Origin of the sequence: Micromonospora sp. DT43 (assembly GCF_049841645.1) — a bacterium.
Lineage (GTDB): Bacteria > Actinomycetota > Actinomycetes > Mycobacteriales > Micromonosporaceae > Micromonospora.
Genome location: NZ_JBNCKR010000005.1, coordinates 167,590 through 185,352, shown reverse-complemented (window position 1 = coordinate 185,352; position 17,763 = coordinate 167,590). Strand labels below are relative to the sequence as shown.

Genomic DNA, 17,763 nt, shown 5'->3' with positions numbered 1-17,763 from the left:
TCGCGCTCACTGGTACGACCGCCGCTTGTCCGGCGGCGGGATCTCGGCGCCCTTGTACTCGACCGGCACGCCACCGAGCGGGTAGTCCTTGCGCTGCGGGTGGCCCTCCCAGTCGTCCGGCATGAGGATCCGGGTCAGGTTGGGGTGGCCGTCGAAGACGATGCCGAACATGTCGTACGCCTCCCGCTCCTGCCAGTCGGCCGTCGGGTAGACGGCGGTGACGCTCGGCAGGTGCGGCGACTCGACGGAGACCGCGGCCTCCAGCCGGATCCGACGCCTGTAGGTCATCGAGGTGAGCAGGTAGACCGCGTGCAGCCGGCGCTCGTCGGCGCCGAGGTAGTCCACTCCGGACACCGAGGAGCACAGCTCGAAACGCAGCGCCAGGTCGTCCCGGAGCACCTGGCAGACCTCGACGATCCGCTCCGGACGGACGTGCAGGGTCAGCTCACCCCGGTCCACGACCACCTTCTCGATCGCGTCGGCGAAGGCCGGGTACGCCTCCTCCAACGCGTCGCGGACCTCGTCGAAGTAGCCCCCGTACGGCCGGGAAGCCTCCTCGACGGGCTGGCGCGGGCGGACCAGGCCGCCGTAGCCGGACACGTCGCCGGTGCCCTGGTTGCCGAACATGCCGCGCCCGGCCGGGCTGGCCGGCGGCTGCTCGGCCGGAGCGCCGCTGGTGGCGCCGGCCGGCACCACCGGCAGCGGTACGCCAGCGTCGTTGGGCTTGTCGCTCATTTGGGGCCTGCCTGCGGGTGGAGGTGGTTCTGGGCGTTCATCCAGTTCTCGATCCGCAACTGCTCCTCGCGCCCCTCGCGGACCGCCTGGGTCCACTCGGCACGCCGGGCCTTGTCGTTGCGGTACGAGGACGGCATGGAGCCGTACGGCACGACCGGAACGTCGCCGCGCTCCTGGCGGGCCGCCAGCATCTTGCGACCGTTCGGGCCCAGGGGCTCATACATGATCTTCTCGCGGAGCTTGAGGATCGCGTCGATGAGCATCTCCGGCCGGGGCGGGCAGCCGGGCAGGTACATGTCGACAGGTACGACGTGGTCGACGCCCTGCACGATCGCGTAGTTGTTGAACATGCCGCCGCTGCTGGCGCAGACGCCCATGGAGAGCACCCAGCGGGGCTCGGCCATCTGGTCGTAGATCTGGCGCAGCACCGGTGCCATCTTCTGACTCACCCGGCCGGCCACGATCATCAGGTCGGCCTGCCGGGGCGACGCCCGGAAGACCTCCATGCCCCAGCGGCCCATGTCGTAGTGCGGACCACCGGCGGCCATCATCTCGATGGCGCAGCAGGCCAGGCCGAAGGTGGCGCCCCACACGGACGACTTCCGGGACCAGTTGACCAGCTTCTCCACCGAGGTGAGCAGGACGCCGGCGGGAAGCTTCTCCTCGATGCCCATCTGACGTTCCTTCCTCAGTCCCAGTCCAGGCCGCCGCGCCGCCACACATAGGCGTACGCGACGAAGACCGCGACGATGAACAGGACCATCTCCACGAAGCCGAAGATCGGCAGAGCGTCGAACGAGACCGCCCAGGGGTAGAGGAAGATGATCTCGATGTCGAAGACGATGAAGAGCATCGCCGTCAGGTAGAACTTGATCGGGAACCGCCCGCCGCCGACCGGCTGGGGGCTGGGCTCGATGCCGCACTCGTAAGCCTCGAGTTTGGCCTTGTTGTAGCGACGTGGACCGGCGAAGCGGGCGGCGCCGACAGAGAACAGCGAGAACGCCGCGGCGAGGGCGAACAGCCCGATGATCGGTGCGTAAGGCGAGAGCGACATCGTTTTCTCCTGCTCGTCCTTCCCTGCCCTCGGTGCTTGACGAAAATCACACTATTCACGTCCCTCGCGGTGGCTGCCGGCGGGGGTCGATCTTTGTCGGCGTCGGGGCTGTGACCAGCACCGATGCCGTCGCTCTAAACGGCTGGCGCAGCTTTCGTCATCGCGTTGATGACCCGGTCCATCGCGTCCCCGCCTCGGGGGTCGGTCAGATTGGCCAGCAACTTGAGGACGAAGCGCATCAGCGTCGGGTGGGGCATGCCGTGCTTGGTGGCGATCCGCATGATCTCCGGACGGCCGATCAGCTTCACGAAGATGCCGCCCAGCCGGTAGTAGCCACCGAGCCGGGCCTTCAGCTCGTTCGGGTACGCCATCAGCGCGCGTTCCCGCTCCGGCCCGGCCGGACGTGCGAGGGCCTGGACCGCGACCTCCGCGGCCAGTTCGCCGGACTCCATGGCGTACGCGATGCCCTCGCCGTTGAAGGGGTTGACCATCCCGCCGGAGTCGCCGACGAGCAGAACACCGCGCGTGTAGTGCGGCACGCGGTTGAAGCCCATCGGCAGCGCGGCGCCGAGGATGGGGCCGTCGGCGTTGGCCTCGTCGGTCATGCCCCAGTCGGCGGGCGTGTTGGCCAGCCAGTCGGTGAGCAGCCGGCGGTAGTTGGTCTTGCCGAACGCGGACGACGAGTTGAGCACGCCGAGGCCGACGTTCACCCGCCCGTCACCGAGCCCGAAGATCCAGCCGTACCCGGGCAGCAGGTTGTCGCCGCTGTCCTTGCTGCGCAGCTCCAGCCACGACTCGAGGTAGTCGTCGTCGTGCTTGACCGGCGAGTGGTAGTAGCGGCGGACGGCCACGCCGATCGGCCGGTCCTCCCGCTTGGCCAGCCCGAGCGCGAGCGGGAACCGACCGGAGACCCCGTCGGCCGCCACGACCAGCGGGGCGTGGAAGGTGGCGGGCTCCTTGCCGGGCCCCACCTCCGCCTCGACACCTGTGACCCGGCCGTCGCCGTCGAGCACCGGGCCCAGCACGTTGACGTTGGTCCGCAGTTTGGCGCCGGCCGCGACCGCCCGCTGGGCGAGCAGGTCGTCGAAGTCCAGTCGGGTGCGGACCAGGCCGTAGTTGGGGAAGCTGGCCAGCTCGGGCCAGTCCAGTTCCAGGCGTACGCCGCCGCCGATCACCCGCAGGCCCTTGTTGTGCAGCCAACCGGCCTCGGGCGAGGTGTCCACGCCCATCCGGATGAGCTGGCGCACCGCGCGCGGGGTCAGCCCGTCGCCGCAGACCTTCTCCCGGGGGAACTCGGTCTTCTCCAACACCAGCACCCGTACGCCGTGCCGGGCCAGGTGGTACGCAGTCGCCGACCCACCGGGACCGGCGCCAACGACGATGACGTCGGCGTCATGCTCCACCGCGGTCATTCGCGCCTCCTCCCGCACGCTCGTGAAATGCTTCACAAGCCAGACGGGACGAGTGTATGACCGGCGTCATACCTGCGCAGGGTCAGGGGTACCTAATTCGCCGATGTGACAGCCGGCGACCGTCCACAGCAGCGGGTGTCAGGCCGATCGGGAGGCGTCCAGCCCGGCGTCGACCCGGATCGACTCCGGCAGGTGCTCCCGCAGCGCGCCGCCGGCCGCCCGGTCCAGCGCGGCCAGCACCTCGGCGACCACCTGCCGGACGTCCGTCGGGTCGGCGCCGGCCAACGCGCGAAGCTGCGCGATGAGTTCGGCCGCGTCGTCGTCGGTGGCGGCCACCGGGTCCGCCGGCTCTGCTCCGGTCATGCGGACGAGCGTACGGGGCAAAGTGGACTTAAGCCGTAAATTCCCCGAAACGCGCCGTGCTACTGGCGGATCCCCCGGTGCAGCGCCACCACGCCGCCGGTCAGGTTGCGCCACGCCACCCTGCCCCAGCCGGCCGCGGCGACCCGCCCGGCCAGGGCGGCCTGGTCCGGCCAGGCGCGGACCGACTCGGCCAGATAGACGTACGCCTCGGGGTTGCTGGACACCGCGCGGGCGACCACCGGCAGCGACCGCATCAGGTACGACAGGTACACCGTCCGGAAGGCCGGGTTGACAGGGGTGCTGAACTCGCACACCACCAGCCGGCCACCCGGTCGGGTGACCCGGGCCAGTTCGCGCAGGGCCGCGTCGGTGTCGTTGACGTTGCGCAGCGCGAAGGAGATGGTCACGGCGTCGAAGCTCGCGTCGGCGAACGGCAGTCGCAGCGCGTCCCCGGCCAGCAGCGGCACCTCGGGACGGGCCCGCTTGCCGGCGTACAGCATGCCCAGCGACAGATCGGCGCCCACCGCGTACGCCCCGGACTGGGCCAGCTCGCGCGTCGAGACGCCGGTGCCCGCCCCCACGTCCAGCACCCGCTCACCGGGCCGCAGCCCGAGCGCCGCCCGGGTGGCCCGGCGCCAGGAGCGGTCCTGCCCCAGGGAGATCACCGTGTTGGTCAGGTCGTAACGCTCCGCCACGCCGTCGAACATCGCGGCGACCTCGTGCGGCTGCTTGTCCAGGCTGGCGCGCTGGCCCTGCGGGTTACGGCTCACCCGCCCCACTCTGCCAGCCACGCTCAAGCCCCCGGCCGCTGGGTCCGCTCGGCACGCGAAAGGGCGAGGTGGTCGCCCACCCCGCCCTTCGCGTCGCGCCGGTGTCAGGCCGTGCCCGGGTCAGATCGTGCCTGTGTCAGTCGGTCGAGGTCTCGTCGCCGGGGGCGACCAGGACGACCTTGCGGCGGCGGGAGAGCACCAGCAGGGCCCCGCCCGCGAGCAGGATCAGGCCGCCGATACCACCGATCAGACCGACCTGCACACCTGTCACCGGCAGTCCACCGCCGCCGGAGCCACCGCCGCCGGCAGTCGGCGACGTGGTCGCGGTCGGCGTCGTCGTGCCGCCGGGCGTCGGAGTCGCGGTCGGGGTCGCGGTCGGGGTGGGCGTGGCGGTCGGGGTCGGCTGCGCGCTCAGGTCGGCGAAGACGTCGAACTGCGCGGTGTTGTCCACCTCGTCGGTCTCAGTGAACGCCCGGCGCTGCGCGCTGGAGGCCACCCGCGGCTGCTCGTCGGGGGTGCCCTCGGCCGCCTCCAGGCCAGCGGCCCAGAGGAAGCCGGGCCGGAGCACCGGCTCGGTGACGTCCGCGCCGACCTTCACCCGCACGTCGGCGGTGTAGAACTGCCCCGGCTTCAGCACCACGCCGGTGTCCTCGCAGTACGCGTTCGCGAAGCCACCCAGCGGCTGCTCGACGCAGCCCTCCGGCAGCTCGGCGAAGGTGACGCCCGCCGGCAGGGTGATCCCGTACGCCACGCCTGTCGCCTTGCGGCTGCCGTCGTTGAAGACCGCCCAGTCGAGTGGCGCGGTCTCGCCGAGCTTCACCGGCTTGAGGCCGGACTCGCCTGCCTCGTCGCCGTCCACCGTCACGTCGGCGTAGACGTCCTGCACCCACGTGGTCAGGTCGTAACCGGGCTTGGCGACGGTGATGTCGTGCCGCACCGTGTTGTCCAGCGGGTTGGGGTCGGCGGTGGCCGAGCTGACGCTGACCACAAGCGTGCCGGCGTCACCGCGATCGCCGGTCGAGAAGATCGGGATGCCGAAGTCCTCGGTGGTGCCGGCCGCGAGATCGCCCAGCAGACAGGTGAAGGTCGTGCCGGTGAGGTCGCAGTTGAGCGGGACGAGCACGCCGACCTTGCGGTTCTTCAGGCCCTTCGTCTCGACGGTGACCCGGACGTCCTTGGCGGCGACCGTACTGCGGGTGTTGTCGACCTGGAACTTGAACGGCTTCGCCTTGGCGGCCTTGACGCCCTGGGCCAGCTCGTAGCTGAGGGGCACCAGGGCCAGGTCGGCCGTGTCGGCGGCCTGCGCCGGAGCGGCAACGGTGGCCAGGCCACCGGCCGCGAGCAGTGCCACGACGCCGACACGAGCCAGCGTCGAGCGGTGGAACGCTGTCATCAGTCCCCCGGGGGTAGGGAAGGAGAGAAGAATGGTTGTGGGACCGGCCGGACGTTATCGGAGGTCGATCTTTCATGCCAGCGCGGCGGACGGTTTTCAACCGTCCGGACTGGACCCGGCACACGGAACGGGCGGAATGGTCGCCCATCCCGCCCGTACCGCCGTGCGTTATATGAACGGCCCGCCTGGGCCGATGGAGGACTTTCTCAGGCGGTCGGCCGCTCGTCGGCCGGCGCCACCAGGACCACCCGACGCCGCCGGGCGACCAGGAACATCACACCACCCGCGAGCAGCACGGCCACGCCGACTCCACCGATGAGACCCGCCTTGGCGCCCGTCACCGGGAGGCCGCCGTCGCCACCGCCGGTGCCACCGCCGGCGCCGCCCTTGGCGGCCACGACCACCGCGTACGCGTCGGTGTTGTCGGTGTCGTCGATGTCGCGCACCGCCGTGGCCTGCGCGGTCGTGGCGGCCTTGAGGAACGACGGGAGAGCCGACTTCCGGGCGGCGAGGTTGGCCTTGGTCGCCGGCAGTTGGCCGATCGCGGCGACGGTGCCGTTGCCCCCCTGGAGAGCGACCGGCGCCTTGACGTTCGCGGCGACCTTGACCGGGAAGACGCCCACGAGAACCTCCTGCGGCCGCAGCTGGATCAGAGGTGCGGGGCAGTTCGCGATCCGACGGTCCTGCGAGTACGTGCACTCCCGCAGGTCCTCGGTGAAGGTAACGCCGTTCGGCAGGGTGAGGCCGAGCTTGACGCCGTCGGCGATCAGGTCGCCCTGGTTGATGATCTCGACGAGCACCTCGGTCTCGGTGCCGGGCGTGAGCAGCGGGGGCTGCCCCGACGGCGAGACCTGGAACTTGACGTCTGGCACGACGATGCCCATGTCGACGCCGCTCTCGTCGCTCAGCACGAGGTCGGCGGACGCCGCGTTGTTTGCCGGCGTGGTGTCGTCCTCGGATTCGAGCGCGAACGTGAGCGGAGCCGTGTACGGCAGCTCAGCGCCCTGCTCGGCCTTGAACATGATGATCGGGATCTCGATGGTCTCACCGGGAGCGGGGACCTCGTCGTCCTGGATGCCGCAGGTGATGTTCACCGGACGCTCGGCGCCGTCGATGGTGCACGGCCCGCCGGGCAGCGGCACCACCTCGACGCGGTCGAAGTCGACCTTCGAGACGTCGAGCTTGATCAGGAAGTTGCTCGGGGTGCCGGGCCCATTGTTCTTGATCTTGGCAAACGCCACCTTGGCGTCGGCACCCGCCGCGACTTTGGTGCCTGCCAACGCGACCGACAGGTCGGTGGGGGTGCCGGCGGCCTGCGCCGGGCCCCCAAAAGCGGTGAGAGCGCAGGACGCGAGGAGCGCCGCCGCGCCGAGCCGCGCCAGCGGCCGGTTACGGTAGATCATGAAGGGTCCGCCCGTGAGTGAAGGATAGGTTCGGGCGGGGACGTTAGCGGGCGTCGATCAACCCCGCAGCCCCGAACCCGGCGGATCCGGGCGCGACGGCGCGAGCGAATCGAGAATTGTCCAAATTGATGGCGGCTGTGGCCCCCGATCGGCGGCAGCCGTCGGGGCAACGTTCACCCAATCGATACCTGTGGACCTGGCCCGATCACCCGAACGGTCAACGGGCGTCGACCAGCGGCAGCGACTTCCCGGCGCCGCCGCCCGGCAGCGCGATCGAGGAGAAGTGCGAGACCACGCGCTCGTCGGTCGGGTCGTCGGCAGGCGTGTGGTGCACCGCGAGCCGGTTGTAGAGGGTGTCCCGCTGGGCCGGGATCCGGTCGGCGGAGCGAATCATGCCGATCAGCTCGTGCAGGTTGGAGCGGTGCCGGGCGCCGGCCGAGGAGATGACGTTCTCCTCCAACATGATCGAGCCGAGGTCGTCCACGCCCATGTGCAGCGACAACTGCCCGACGTCCTTGCCGGTGGTCAGCCAGGACGCCTGCAGGTGCGGCACGGTCTCGAAGAAGAGCCGGGCCACCGCGACCAGGCGCAGGTACTCAAGCGTGGTCGCCTGGGTACGGCCCTTGAGGTGGTTGTTCTCCGGCTGGTACGTCCACGGGATGAACGACCGGAACCCACGGGTGCGGTCCTGCACGTCGCGGATCATTCGCAGGTGCTCGATCCGCTCGGCGTGCGTCTCACCGGTGCCCATCATCATTGTCGCGGTCGACTCGATGCCCTGCCGGTGGGCCAGCTCCATGACCTCAAGCCAGCGCTCCCCCGACTCCTTGAGCGGGGCGATGGCCTTGCGCGGGCGCTCGGGCAGCATCTCCGCGCCCGCGCCGGCGATCGAGTCCAGGCCGGCGGCCTTGATCCGGGCGATGGCCTCGTCCAGGCTCACGCCGGAGACCTTGGCCATGTGCAGGATCTCGCTCGGCCCGATCGAGTGGATGACCAGCTGCGGGTACGCCTGCTTGACCGAGGAGAACAGCTCCTCGTAGTACTCGACGCCGTAGTCCGGGTGGTGCCCGCCCTGGAGCATCACCTGGGTCGCGCCCAGCTCGACCGCCTCGCCGCACCGGCGCAGGATCTCCTCGGTCGGGTGGGTCCATCCCTCGGCGTGCTTCGGCGCCCGGTAGAACGCGCAGAACTTGCACGCCGTCACGCAGACGTTCGTGTAGTTGATGTTGCGATCGATCAGGTAGGTGACGATGTTGTCCGGGTAGCGCCGCCGGCGTACCGCGTCCGCCGCCTCGCCCAGCGCGTGGAAGGGCGCCTCGGTGTAGAGCAGCAGCGCCTCCTCGGGCGTGATCCGCCCGCCGTCCGCACCACGCTGCAGGATGTCGTCGATCTCCCGGCTCACCGTCACGTCCCCGAGCCTACGTCGCCCGCTCAGCGGCCGGCACGCCCCTCCATCTCCGGTGACGAATGCCCCACTCCCCGGCGGCGACGAGTGACATGCCGGATCGCTCATTCAGCCAAGCGATCAGTTCCTCGGTCGCCGCTTCCGGCGGAGCAGCTCGATGATGGCGGCCGAGTCGAGGTAGATCACCAGCGCTCGTCCTCGCGCGCAGCGGCGAGCGCGGCGGCAACGTCGACGTCAGGGTCACCGAGGACCGGAGGCAGGGGTATCGGTCCGCCGCCCGTCGGCGCCGTCGCCCGCCCCTCCGCGACAAGCCTGGACAACAGAGCCCCACCGGCGACGATCGGAACCAGCCGGGCGATCGGCTCGCCGCGGTCCGTCACCTCGACCGTCTCCCCGGCACGCACCCGGGCCAGCACCCTGCTGGTGTGCTGGTTCAGCTCTCGAACAGCGACCTGTTCCACGCGACAAACGTAGTACGACGTGTTCTACACATCACGCCTCGTAGTCGGGTTCGGCGTCCTCAGGCGTCGTAGTCGACGGTGAGCTTGTCGGTCGTCGGGCTGGACTGGCAGGTCAGCACATAGCCCGCCGCCACCTCGTCGGGCTCCAGGGCGTAGTTGCGGGCCATCGTGACGGCACCGTCGACGACCTTCGCCTTGCACGTCGAGCAGACACCGCCCTTGCAGGCGTACGGCAGCTCGCCCCGGACCTTCAACGCGGCGTCCAGCACCCGCTCCTCGCGGCCCATCGTGAAGCTCGACGACCGGCCGTCCAGCATGATGGTGACGTCCGTCCCGGTGCCCTGCTGGTCGGCGGGGCGGGCCACCGGCTCCGGCGGCCCGTCGACGTGGAACAGCTCGGTGTGCACCGCCGACTCCGGCAGCCCACGCGCGGTCAACACGTCGCGGGCGTCGACCACCATGCCGTACGGGCCGCAGAGGAACCACTCCTCGACGACATCGCCCGGCACGATGGTGCCCAGCAGTCGCTCCAGCCGTTCGGCGTCGATCCGGCCGGAGAGCAGCGGCGACTCACCCTGCTCCCGGGACAGCACGTGCACCAGGTGCAGCCGCGTGGGGTAGCGGTCCTTCAGGTCGGCCAACTCCTCGGCGAACATGACGCGGTTGGCCGTGCGGTTGCCGTACACCAGGGTGAAGGTGCTGGCCGGCTCGACGGCCAGGGCGGTCCCGACGAGCGCGAGCACCGGGGTGATTCCGGAGCCGGCGACGACCGCGCCGTAGTGCCGGACCCGGTCCGCCGCGAACGCCGTGGTGAAGGTGCCCAACGGCGTCATCACCTCGACGGTGTCGCCGCGGCGCAGCGCGCCGCAGGCGAACGCCGAGAACGCGCCGCCGGGGATCTCCCGCACCCCGATCCGCAGCCGGCCGCGCCGGGCCAGGTCGTCCGGTGTGGAACAGATGGAGTACGACCGGCGTACGTCGTCGCCGTCGTCGGTCACCCGCCGGACGGTGAGGTGCTGACCGGCGCGGAACGCGAACGCGTCGCGCAACTCCTCCGGTACGGCGAAGGTGACCGCTACCGAGTCGTCGGTGAGCCTGTCGACGTCGGCGACCGGCAGCGGGTGGAAGGCCGGCCGGCGGCGGACCGGCCGGGAGATGGTGACAGTCACAGCGCCTTCAGGTGGTCGAAGGGTTCGGAGCAGGAACGGCAGCGCCACAGCGCCTTGCACGCGGTCGAGCCGAACCGGCTGACCTGTTCGGTGTCCGGCGAGCCGCAGAGCGGGCAGCGGACCGCGAGGGTCAACGCCACCACGCCCGGGGCGGGCGCCGGGGCCGGCGGGGCGATCCCGGCGGCGGCCAACTTGGCCCGCCCGGTGTCGGAGATCCAGTCGGTGCTCCACGGTGGGCTGTAGACCGTCCGCACCTCGGCGTCCGGATAACCGGCCACGGCGAGCGCGCGCCGGACGTCGGCCCGGATCACGTCCATGGCGGGGCAGCCCGTGTACGTCGGCGTGATGGTCACGGTGACCCGCCCGCTGGCCCGGTCCTCCTCGACCGCGCGAAGGATCCCCAGCTCGTCGATGGTGATCACCCGGATCTCCGGGTCCACCACGCTCGCCGCCGCCGTTCGCGCGTCGGTCACCACTGGGCCCCGGGGTGGGCGCGGTGCAGCACCTGCATCTCGGCCAGCAGGTAGGACAGGTGCTCGGTGTGCACGCCGGCACGCCCGCCCGTCGGAGCCCAGCCGCGTTCCGGCCGGGTGAGCGTGGCCTCGGCCAGCACCGGGCCGACGGTCTCGTCGAAAGCCTGCCGCAGGCCCGCCGGGTCGAGCGGCGCCGCCGGGTCCGTGGCGAAGAACTCGTGGGTGTACGGCCAGACGTGGTCCACGGCGTCCTGCATCCGGCGGTGCGACTCCTCGGTGCCGTCGCCGAGCCGCTTGACCCACAGCGCGCCGTGGTCCAGGTGGTACGCCGACTCCTTGCGCGCCTTCGCGCCGATGGCGGCCAGCCGCTCGTCGGCGCACGACGCGAGCGCGGTGTAGAGCGGCAACTGGTACGCCGCCAGGAAGAACAACTTCGCCATGGTCACCGCGAAGTCGCCGTTGGGCAGCTCGACCAGCAGCACGTTGCGAAACTCGCGGTCGTCACGCAGGTACGCCAGCGCGTCCTCGTCCCGACCTGCCGCCTCCAGTTCACCCGCGTACGACAGCAGCAGGCGGGCCGCGCCGAGCTGGTCGAGGGCGATGTTGGCGAGCGCGATGTCCTCTTCCATCTCCGGCGCGCGGGTCGTCCACTCGGCCAGCCGCTGCGCCGCGATCAGCGCGTCGTCACCGAGGGCGAGGGCGAAGCCGAACGGCCCGTTCACGCCACCACCTCGCTTAGCTCGGCGGCAACGCGACGCGCCCCGTTGCTGGGCTGGCTGGTTCGCTCGCTCCGCTCGCTCACAGGTGCGCCACCCCGTCCGGCACCTCGTAGAAGGTGGGGTGGCGGTAGACCTTGTCGGCGGCCGGGTCGAAGAAGGAGTCCTTCTCGTCCGGGCTGGACGCGGTGATCGCGCCCGCCGGCACCACCCAGATCGACACGCCCTCCTGCCGGCGGGTGTAGAGGTCGCGGGCGTTGCGCAGGGCCAGTTCGGCGTCCGGGGCGTGCAGGCTGCCGACGTGGGTGTGCGACAACCCGCGCCGCGCCCGCACGAAGACCTCCCACAGAGGCGAGTGTTCGTTGCTCACGCGGCTACCTTCTCCCTCTTGTCCGCCCGCTTGGCGGCGTACGCCGCGGCGGCCTCGCGTACCCAGGCGCCGTCTGCGTGGGCGGCCCGCCGGTGCGCGATCCGCTCCCGGTTGCACGGCCCGTTGCCCTTGATGACCTGCATCAGCTCGTCGTAGTCCGGCTGGGTGTAGTCGTACGCCTGCCGTTCCTCGTTCCAGCGCAGGTCGTCATCGGGGATGCGCAGCCCGAGGACCTCCGCCTGCTGGACGCACATGTCGACGAAGCGTTGACGCAGGTCGTCGTTGGAGAATCGCTTGATCTTCCAGGCCATCGACTGGGCGGAGTGGGTGGAGTCGCCGTCCGGCGGGCCGAACATGGCAAGCGACGGGTACCACCAGCGGTCCACCGCGTCCTGCGCCATGGCCTGCTGCTCCGGGGTGCCGTGCGCCAGGGTGTGCAGGATCTCGTAGCCCTGGCGCTGGTGGAACGACTCCTCCTTGCAGACCCGGATCATCGCCCGCGCGTACGGGCCGTAGGAGCAGCGGCACAGCGGCACCTGGTTGACGATCGCCGCGCCGTCCACCAGCCAGCCGATCGCACCCACGTCGGCCCAGCTCAGGGTGGGGTAGTTGAAGATCGAGCTGTACTTCTGCCTGCCGTCGAGCAGCAGCTGGACCAGTTCGTCGCGGCTGATACCGAGGGTCTCGGCGGCGGCGTAGAGGTAGAGGCCGTGGCCCGCCTCGTCCTGGACCTTGGCGAGCAGGATCGCCTTGCGCTTGAGCGAGGGCGCCCGGCTGATCCAGTTGCCCTCCGGCTGCATGCCGATGATCTCGGAGTGGGCGTGCTGGGCGATCTGCCGGATCAACGTCCGGCGGTACGCCTCGGGCATCCAGTCGCGCGGCTCGATCTTCTGCTCCGCGTCGACCACCTCGGTGAAGTACGCCGCCAGGTCTTCGTCAGGTGCGGGGCCGCCGCGGCGCTCGCGGGCGGCGGCGGCACGCAGCTCCGCCTCGGCCGCCTCGACCTCGCCGAGCAGGCCGGCGCCGGGCGCGTCGTCCGGCGCGTGGTCCGGCGCGTCGCCAGGGGCGGAGAAGTCGTTGCCATACATGAGGACAAGTGTTACAGCTTGCGCCCCGATGCACTAGGGGGTGTAACAGGAAACCCGTGTCACGTTCCATCACCGGTGGGCATTTCCCGACCACGCAGCGCAACTCGATCGGCTATGACTTGGCTCACCGGCAAAAGATGAAACCTCCTAGAAGCCGCATACCGACCGGATTTTGTCCCCATATCGCACGTTGGGTGGTGTCGAACCCTGGCACCCGGCCCGCTCGGACGTAGACTTCTGCCGGTCACACGATCGGCTGCCCACCCGCCGTCTCCACAGAGGCCACCTCCCCCGGCCTCGGCGCACGCACCGGTCGCCCCGGACAACGAAGCCGGCCCCCCGGCCCTGACATCTGGAGCTCACCCAACTCATGCGACCTCGCGTGACCATGGTGCTCGCCGTCGTGGCGGTTCTCCTCGGTGGCGTCCTGCTGGTCCCCACCGCGTACGCCAAGCTCGCCGCCGACGACAGCAGCGGTGGCGGTGGCGGCGGTGCCGCCAGCAGCAGCGTCACCGCGCCCGCGCCCACCCCGCCGCCACCACCCACGCTGGCCGCCGGCCCGGTGTCGGTGGCCTTCAAGGGTCAGTTCTTCTCGTGGGCCCTGATGGACAGGCGGACCGGCAAGATCTCCGGGTCGGCGAACATGGCAGCGACCAGCTCCACCGAGTCGATGATCAAGGCGTGGATCGTCTCCGACTACCTGCGTCAGCTCAGGGACAGGGAGCCGCCCGCCGCGCTGAAGGAGGCTGCCCGGGTGGCCATCATCGACAGCAACGACACGGCGGCGAACAAGGTCTATGCCGCCGCGGGTGGGTCTTACAAGCGGGTGCGGAGCAGCATCCCCGACCCGGTGATCCAGCGGGCGATCAAGATCTGTGGCCTCACTGACACCAGGCGTGGCAACACCGAGCCGTACACAGGCTTCTGGAGCTTCACCCAGATGTCCCCTCGCGACGCCGTCCGACTCGGCGACTGCATCGCCGACGGCAAGGCCGCCGGGCCGAAGTGGACCAAGTGGGTACTGGACCAGATGAGCAGGGTTCGCGGCACCACCGCCAAGAAGGACCAGAAGCCCTCCTACGGCGGTGGGCACTGGGGGATCATCGACGGCCTGCCGAAGTCGATCACCGCTCAGGGGCCGGTCAGCATCAAGAACGGTTGGACGCCGATCGCCGGCGACGGAAACTGGCACGTCAACTGTCTCGCTGTCAACGGCAAGTGGAGTCTCGCGGTGATGCTGCGCTACCCGATCGCGAGCGGTCTGGACTACGGCGCGCAGGTCTGTGCCAGCGTGGCCACCCAACTGGTCACCCCGCAGCCGGGCGCCGCGCTCAAGGTGCCGCAGCAGCCGGTCGGGAAGCTCTGATGGCCGGCAACCGGCGGGCCAGCCGGCGCGGTGCGGGCGAGACCTCACCGCTGCGCCTGATCGCTGTCGCGGTCATCCTCATCGGGCTGGTGCTGGTGTCGCTGCGCCTCCTGCCCGGGTCGCCGTTCGAGTCGTCCGCGGCCGCCCAGTGGGGTGACTCCGAGGCGACGACCAGCGACCGGCAGACCGGCGTGGCCACCGACCGCAGCGCCCGGCAGCCGTCCCCGCCGTCGCCGAGCCCCAGCCCCTCGCTGGCGCCGCTGCCGTTCCAGGCCAAGGACCTCAAGCTCGACATCCAGGGTTGGTACTCCTGGAGCGTGCTCGACAGGCGGACCGGAAAGATCATCGGTTCGAAGAACATGGACGAGACCAGCACCACCGCCTCGATGATCAAGTCCTGGATCGTCGCCGACTACCTGCGCCGCTCCGCCGACGCCGGGCGGACACCGAGCGACGCGAAGCTCGCCGACGCCACCCGGATCATCCGGGACAGCGACAACACCCGGGCCGAACAGTTCTACAACGAGGTCGACCGGGAAGCCTCGATCAAGCGACTGATCTCCATGTGCAAGCTGACCGACAGCAGCGTCGCCCCCGACGGCGGGTGGAGCCGCACGGCGCTGTCCCCCCGCGACACCGCGCGGCTGGGCAACTGCATCGCCACCGGCACCGCCGCCGGCCCGAAGTGGACCAAGTGGCTGCTCAACGAGATGAAGCTGGTTCGCGGCGCCGGTGACTTCGGCATCCGCAAGGCGTTCCCGGCTGCGGAGCAGAAGAAGATCGCCATCAAGAACGGGTGGATCGACCGGACCAGGGAGCAGGAGATGCACATCAACTGCCTGGCCATCGGCGACACCTGGACGATGGGCGTGATGGTCAAGTACCCGATCGGCATGGGCTACGACTACGGCATGAAGAACTGCGAAAAGATCACCGAGGCACTGCTGCGCCCCGGCGCCTGATCGCCCTCGGCCGCTGATGCCGGGCGGGTCGGCTCGGCCGGGTGGGCTCTTCCCGGGCAGCTCTTCTCGGGCGGCCGGGCCCGGGCGGCTCGGCCCAGGCCCGGCGGCCGGGTCAGCCCAGCCGGCGGGTCAGCCCAGCCGGCGGCTCAGCCCAGCCGGCGGCTCAGCCCAGCCGGCGGGTCAGCCGGCGAAGAACTCCGGGCCACCGTCCGGCAGCGCCGGGACCTCGCCGAGCGCGGCGACCCGCCGGGCGAACTCGCGCAGCCCGGCGACCTGCCGCTCGCCGAGCGAGAAGTCCAGGGTCCGGAAGTACGTGGCCAGCGTCGCGGCGTCGAACGTTTCCCAACGCGCGGCCGCCTCGGCGACCTGGTCCAACTCCGAGAGGCAGAGGTCGCGCGAGCGGAGGAACGCCTCGTGCACCTCCTTGACCAGGCCAGGGTGTGCGGCGGCGAAGTCGCGGCGGACCGCCCAGACGGCGAAGACCATCGGCAGGCCGCTCCATTCCCGCCACGCCTGACCGAGGTCGGTAACTGTGAGCCCCCGCAGCGGCGCCTCGTGGTACGCCCGGAGCGCCACGTCCCCGATCAACACCCCCGCGTCGGCTTCGAGCAGCATCTGGGTCAGATCCGGAGGGCAGCGGAAGTAGTCGGGCCGCACGTCGTACCGCTCGGCGAGCAGCAACTGCGCCAGCATCACCCCGGTCCGCGAGGTCGAGCCGAGCGCCACCCGCGCGCCGTCCAGCTCGGCGAGCGGGCGGGTGGAGACCATGTTGACCGAGAGCACCGGCCCGTCGCTGCCCACCGCCAGGTCCGGCAGGAGAAGCAGTTCGTCGGTGTGCTTCAGGTACTCCATCAGCGTGATGGGACCGATGTCGAGGTCGCCGGCGACCAGCGCCGCGCTCAACCGATCCGGCGAGTCCTTGTGCAGGTCCACGTCGAGGAGGGTGCCCGAGCGCATCAGACCCCAGTAGATGGGCAGACAGTTCAGGAACTGGATGTGCCCGACCCGCGGGCGTGCGACGCGCTCAGCCATGACCCGACGGTATCCCCGGCCCCCGGCTCCGGCCCGGCGGGCTAGCCCGGAGTGGCCAACCCCGCATCCGACGCACCCGGTCGCCGGGCCTCGGGTCCCGTCGTTCCCTCGCGCTCGGGGCCGGTCGTCTTCGCGAGTACCGGTCCGGCCGCCGGCGCGCGGTCGCCCTGGTCCGCCTCGGTGGCCGTCGGCATGCGGTCACGCCGGCCCGCGTCGGTGGCCATCGGCGCGCGTACCGTCGCCCGGACGACGACCGGCACGAAGACCAGCACCACCAGGAGCCCGGCGGCCCCGGCGGCCGCGATCAGCGGCCGGGGCGCGACACCGGTGAGCAGTGCGCCGCCGATGAGGTACCCGCCCATCGAGCCGCCCTGCACGGCCGCGCCGTAACTGGCGTACGCGCGGGCGCGCATCGCCTCCGGCACCCGGCGCGCGGTGAGAAGGTTGGCGAAGACGTTGTCCGCGCCGTTGGCCGCGCCGCCGACCAGCCAGAGGGGCACCAGCAGCCCCGCCGCCGGCACCAGCGCGGCCAGCAGCACCATCAGGCTGCACCCGGCGAGTGCGATCAGCACCCCGCGGACCAGCGCGCCGTCGTCGTCGAGCCGGCGCGCCAGCCGCGCCGCCAGCCATCCACCGGGCAACATCCCAGCCATCCAGGCGGCACCGACGAGGCCATAGGTGGTTGCGGACCCGTTCAGCGTCTCCCGAATGAAGAAGACCTCGATCACGTTGATGCCGCCGATCGCCGCGATCACCACGGCGGTGCTGACCACCATGACAAGCATCAGCGGATCCCGGCGAAGCCGCCAGCTCTGGCCCGTACCCCCTGGGTTGACTCCGCTGCCCGAACCCTCCACGCGGCCCTGGCCTCCCGCCGGGCCCTGCTCCGCCTGGTCCGCCCGGTCCACACCGCCGGCCTGGCCCGCCCGGCCCGCACCGCCCGCCTCATCCACACGGCCCGCATGGTCCGCACGGCCGGTCTGGTCGGCGGCGGGCCGTCGGCCGCCGCGCCGGGTCCGCAGCAGCAGACCCGCGACCACGAGCGACAGGTAGGTCGCGGCGTCGACCAGCAGGGGTACGCGGGTGCCGAACTGCCCCACCAGCAGCCCGGCCAGCACCGGGCCGCCGAGCGCGCCGAGGGAGACAGCGGTCTGGCTGATCGCGCTGGCACGGGGCAGGTCGGCCGGGCGGACCATCTCCGGAAGCAGCGCCGCCAGGCAGGGCTGGGTGACCGCGAGGCCGCAGGCGAGCAGCGCGACGAGGACCACGACCAGGACCGGGTCGTCGGCGACGGCGAGCAGCAGGCAGATCACTGTCTGCGCCATCCCGATGGTCACCAGCAGGGTACGACTGTCCACCCGATCGGCGAGCCGTCCAGCGAGCGGGGCCAGCACCACCAGGGGCAGAGTGGCCGCGAGCAGCAGCCCCGAGACCGCCAGTCCTCCGGCACCGGAACCCTGCAGAGCCAGCGCGAGCGCGGTGGCGGCGAGAAAGTCGCCACAGATCGTGGTGCCACGGGCCGCGCTGGCGAGCCACACGTCCGGCCAGCGCGATGCCTCAGTTGTGAAGGACATACTTCGAAAATAATCCT

General features: G+C 70.9%; 19 protein-coding genes. 2 read left to right on the top strand and 17 right to left on the bottom strand.

Annotated elements, in window-relative coordinates:
- Nucleotides 1–6: 6 nt before the first annotated feature.
- The 15 genes from ACLQ26_RS14900 to paaA all read right to left on the bottom strand — a co-directional run bounded on the left by ACLQ26_RS14900 (nucleotide 7) and on the right by paaA (nucleotide 12,812).
- A complete protein-coding gene (locus tag ACLQ26_RS14900; protein WP_425744960.1) occupies nucleotides 7–735 on the bottom strand; it encodes an NADH-quinone oxidoreductase subunit C in 729 nt (242 codons plus the stop codon).
- Nucleotides 732–1,409: a NuoB/complex I 20 kDa subunit family protein gene (locus ACLQ26_RS14895; RefSeq protein ID WP_007454590.1), complete on the bottom strand. Its 678-nt coding sequence runs from the start codon at nucleotides 1,407–1,409 to the stop codon at nucleotides 732–734. The genes ACLQ26_RS14900 and ACLQ26_RS14895 overlap by 4 nt, the downstream gene beginning before the upstream one ends.
- A 14-nt stretch (nucleotides 1,410–1,423) precedes the next feature.
- On the bottom strand, nucleotides 1,424–1,789 hold the full coding sequence (locus ACLQ26_RS14890; protein WP_007454588.1) for an NADH-quinone oxidoreductase subunit A: 366 nt from the start codon (nucleotides 1,787–1,789) through the stop codon (nucleotides 1,424–1,426).
- Nucleotides 1,790–1,923: 134 nt separating this feature from the next.
- Entirely contained in the window at nucleotides 1,924–3,201 is a 1,278-nt protein-coding gene (locus ACLQ26_RS14885; RefSeq protein WP_234584654.1) for a geranylgeranyl reductase family protein, read from the bottom strand.
- Between the two features lie 138 nt (nucleotides 3,202–3,339).
- Nucleotides 3,340–3,564 (bottom strand): hypothetical protein, encoded by a 225-nt coding sequence (locus ACLQ26_RS14880; RefSeq protein ID WP_425744959.1) that lies wholly within the window; start codon nucleotides 3,562–3,564, stop codon nucleotides 3,340–3,342.
- Between the two features lie 59 nt (nucleotides 3,565–3,623).
- Complete coding sequence (locus ACLQ26_RS14875) at nucleotides 3,624–4,334, bottom strand: demethylmenaquinone methyltransferase (RefSeq protein ID WP_425744958.1); 711 nt, start codon at nucleotides 4,332–4,334, stop codon at nucleotides 3,624–3,626.
- Between the two features lie 136 nt (nucleotides 4,335–4,470).
- Nucleotides 4,471–5,727, bottom strand: a complete 1,257-nt coding sequence (locus ACLQ26_RS14870) for an LPXTG cell wall anchor domain-containing protein (protein ID WP_425744957.1) — start codon at nucleotides 5,725–5,727, stop codon at nucleotides 4,471–4,473.
- Nucleotides 5,728–5,933: 206 nt separating this feature from the next.
- Complete coding sequence (locus tag ACLQ26_RS14865) at nucleotides 5,934–7,130, bottom strand: hypothetical protein (protein ID WP_425744956.1); 1,197 nt, start codon at nucleotides 7,128–7,130, stop codon at nucleotides 5,934–5,936.
- Between the two features lie 217 nt (nucleotides 7,131–7,347).
- Nucleotides 7,348–8,538: a cyclic dehypoxanthinyl futalosine synthase gene (mqnC, locus tag ACLQ26_RS14860; RefSeq protein WP_425744955.1), complete on the bottom strand. Its 1,191-nt coding sequence runs from the start codon at nucleotides 8,536–8,538 to the stop codon at nucleotides 7,348–7,350.
- A gap of 179 nt (nucleotides 8,539–8,717) precedes the next feature.
- On the bottom strand, nucleotides 8,718–8,996 hold the full coding sequence (locus ACLQ26_RS14855; RefSeq protein ID WP_425744954.1) for a type II toxin-antitoxin system Phd/YefM family antitoxin: 279 nt from the start codon (nucleotides 8,994–8,996) through the stop codon (nucleotides 8,718–8,720).
- Between the two features lie 59 nt (nucleotides 8,997–9,055).
- Entirely contained in the window at nucleotides 9,056–10,165 is a 1,110-nt protein-coding gene (gene paaE, locus ACLQ26_RS14850; protein WP_425744953.1) for a 1,2-phenylacetyl-CoA epoxidase subunit PaaE, read from the bottom strand.
- Entirely contained in the window at nucleotides 10,162–10,638 is a 477-nt protein-coding gene (gene paaD / locus ACLQ26_RS14845) for a 1,2-phenylacetyl-CoA epoxidase subunit PaaD (RefSeq protein ID WP_425744952.1), read from the bottom strand. The genes paaE and paaD overlap by 4 nt, the downstream gene beginning before the upstream one ends.
- Nucleotides 10,635–11,360, bottom strand: coding sequence for a 1,2-phenylacetyl-CoA epoxidase subunit PaaC (gene paaC, locus ACLQ26_RS14840; protein ID WP_425744951.1), 726 nt, complete (start codon nucleotides 11,358–11,360; stop codon nucleotides 10,635–10,637). The genes paaD and paaC overlap by 4 nt, the downstream gene beginning before the upstream one ends.
- A 76-nt stretch (nucleotides 11,361–11,436) precedes the next feature.
- Nucleotides 11,437–11,724: a 1,2-phenylacetyl-CoA epoxidase subunit PaaB gene (gene paaB, locus ACLQ26_RS14835; protein WP_234584771.1), complete on the bottom strand. Its 288-nt coding sequence runs from the start codon at nucleotides 11,722–11,724 to the stop codon at nucleotides 11,437–11,439.
- Nucleotides 11,721–12,812, bottom strand: coding sequence for a 1,2-phenylacetyl-CoA epoxidase subunit PaaA (gene paaA / locus ACLQ26_RS14830; RefSeq protein ID WP_425744950.1), 1,092 nt, complete (start codon nucleotides 12,810–12,812; stop codon nucleotides 11,721–11,723). The genes paaB and paaA overlap by 4 nt, the downstream gene beginning before the upstream one ends.
- 370 nt (nucleotides 12,813–13,182) lie before the next feature.
- On the opposite strand from paaA, the gene ACLQ26_RS14825 reads away from it, so the two are divergent.
- On the top strand, nucleotides 13,183–14,178 hold the full coding sequence (locus ACLQ26_RS14825) for a hypothetical protein (RefSeq protein ID WP_425744949.1): 996 nt from the start codon (nucleotides 13,183–13,185) through the stop codon (nucleotides 14,176–14,178).
- Nucleotides 14,178–15,140, top strand: coding sequence for a hypothetical protein (locus ACLQ26_RS14820; RefSeq protein ID WP_425744948.1), 963 nt, complete (start codon nucleotides 14,178–14,180; stop codon nucleotides 15,138–15,140). The genes ACLQ26_RS14825 and ACLQ26_RS14820 overlap by 1 nt, the downstream gene beginning before the upstream one ends.
- A gap of 180 nt (nucleotides 15,141–15,320) precedes the next feature.
- Here the strand turns inward: ACLQ26_RS14820 and ACLQ26_RS14815 are convergent, their stop codons facing one another.
- Together ACLQ26_RS14815 and ACLQ26_RS14810 are read right to left on the bottom strand one after the other, a co-directional pair.
- Complete coding sequence (locus tag ACLQ26_RS14815; RefSeq protein WP_425744947.1) at nucleotides 15,321–16,172, bottom strand: menaquinone biosynthetic enzyme MqnA/MqnD family protein; 852 nt, start codon at nucleotides 16,170–16,172, stop codon at nucleotides 15,321–15,323.
- 41 nt (nucleotides 16,173–16,213) lie between these two features.
- Nucleotides 16,214–17,746 (bottom strand): MFS transporter, encoded by a 1,533-nt coding sequence (locus tag ACLQ26_RS14810; RefSeq protein ID WP_425744946.1) that lies wholly within the window; start codon nucleotides 17,744–17,746, stop codon nucleotides 16,214–16,216.
- Between the last annotated feature and the right edge of the window lie 17 nt (nucleotides 17,747–17,763).